Raw genomic sequence first — 1,232 nt, 5'->3', positions numbered from 1 at the left:
TACGTCCACAAAGACAAACCGAACTTGGGTGTTCTCCAGGCACCACGGCCACCGGCGCTGATCGGCGGCGATCGCTACGATACATCCTTCGCCGCGGCAGTGATTGCAAACCGACTCGGCTATCACCTGCCGATCTACCGACAAGAAGACATGTTCGCCGAATGCGGGCTCTATCTTTCACGAAGCACGCTGCTGAACTTACAAGAAGCTGCCGAGCAAGTCCTTCGCCCTTTCGCTCGATGGCTTGCCGATCTGGTTCGCACCGACAGCTGCATCGGAAGCGATGACACATCGATCCGTTTACTGCTACCAGAAGAGATTCCCGAAGCAACCGATGACGACCCCAAAAGCAGTCGTGTCGCCGAAGTCTTCGAAGCAGCCAAGTCCGAGGGGCTCAAAAGCATCACAGCCAAGATGTGGGCATATCGCGGTGTTCACATACCGATCAACGTGTTCGACTTCACCGTCAGTCGACATCGCGACGGCCCGGACCTGTTCTTGGTTGATAGAGGATATGAGGGGACCTTACTTGGAGACTGCTACGGAGCGAACACTGGAATTTACATTCGATCCAACGGCTTGATTACTCATGCCGCGTGCGTCGCCCATGCGCGGCGCAAGGTGGAAGCTGCGCTGGGCAATCACGAAGTGCATGCCAAGTATCTGCTGGGACTTTTTCGCCTGCTCTATGACGTTGAAGATGAAGCACGGAAGTTATCGGCTTCGGATCGCTTGTCTTTGCGTCAGCGCCGAGCGGTTCCGATCTGGGAGCAGATGCGATCGTACCTGGAGACGAAGATGGGCGACGTGCTGAGCACTGATTCAATTAGCGACGCGCAGCGGTACATCCTGAATCAGTGGTCTGGACTGACAGCGTACTTGGAAGATGGGGGAGTCCCGATCGACAACAACCAGTGCGAGCAGTTGATGAAACAAGTCGCCTTAGGACGCAAGAATTGGCTCCACCTTGGCAGCCTCGCCTCGGGCTATCGAACGGCGACGTTGATGACGTTGGTCAGCAGCGCGGTCCGCAACGACCTCGATGTGGCGGCGTACCTGGAGGACGTCATGAACGAACTGCTCTCCGGAAACCAAGACTACGAATCCCTGCGTCCGGATGTATGGGCGTTGTCCCATCGAGACTCGATTCGCGCCCACCGCCAAAAGCAACGGGAAGAGCACAACATTCGCCGCGAGCGTGACCGCCTCCGCCGCCGGCTCGCCCGCCTCGA

Annotated in this window: 1 protein-coding gene; it reads left to right on the top strand. The window is 57.4% G+C overall.

The window, feature by feature from the left end:
• Positions 1 to 24: 24 nt before the first annotated feature.
• The coding region (locus tag H1B37_RS32875) for an IS66 family transposase (RefSeq protein ID WP_182871498.1) at positions 25 to 1,232 on the top strand (1,208 nt) is incomplete at its 3' end.

Source organism: Stieleria mannarensis (assembly GCF_014154935.1).
In the GTDB taxonomy this organism is placed as follows: Bacteria; Planctomycetota; Planctomycetia; order Pirellulales; family Pirellulaceae; genus Stieleria; species Stieleria mannarensis.
Note: the sequence above shows the minus strand (reverse complement) of the source record. Positions and strands in the feature narration are given on the sequence as shown.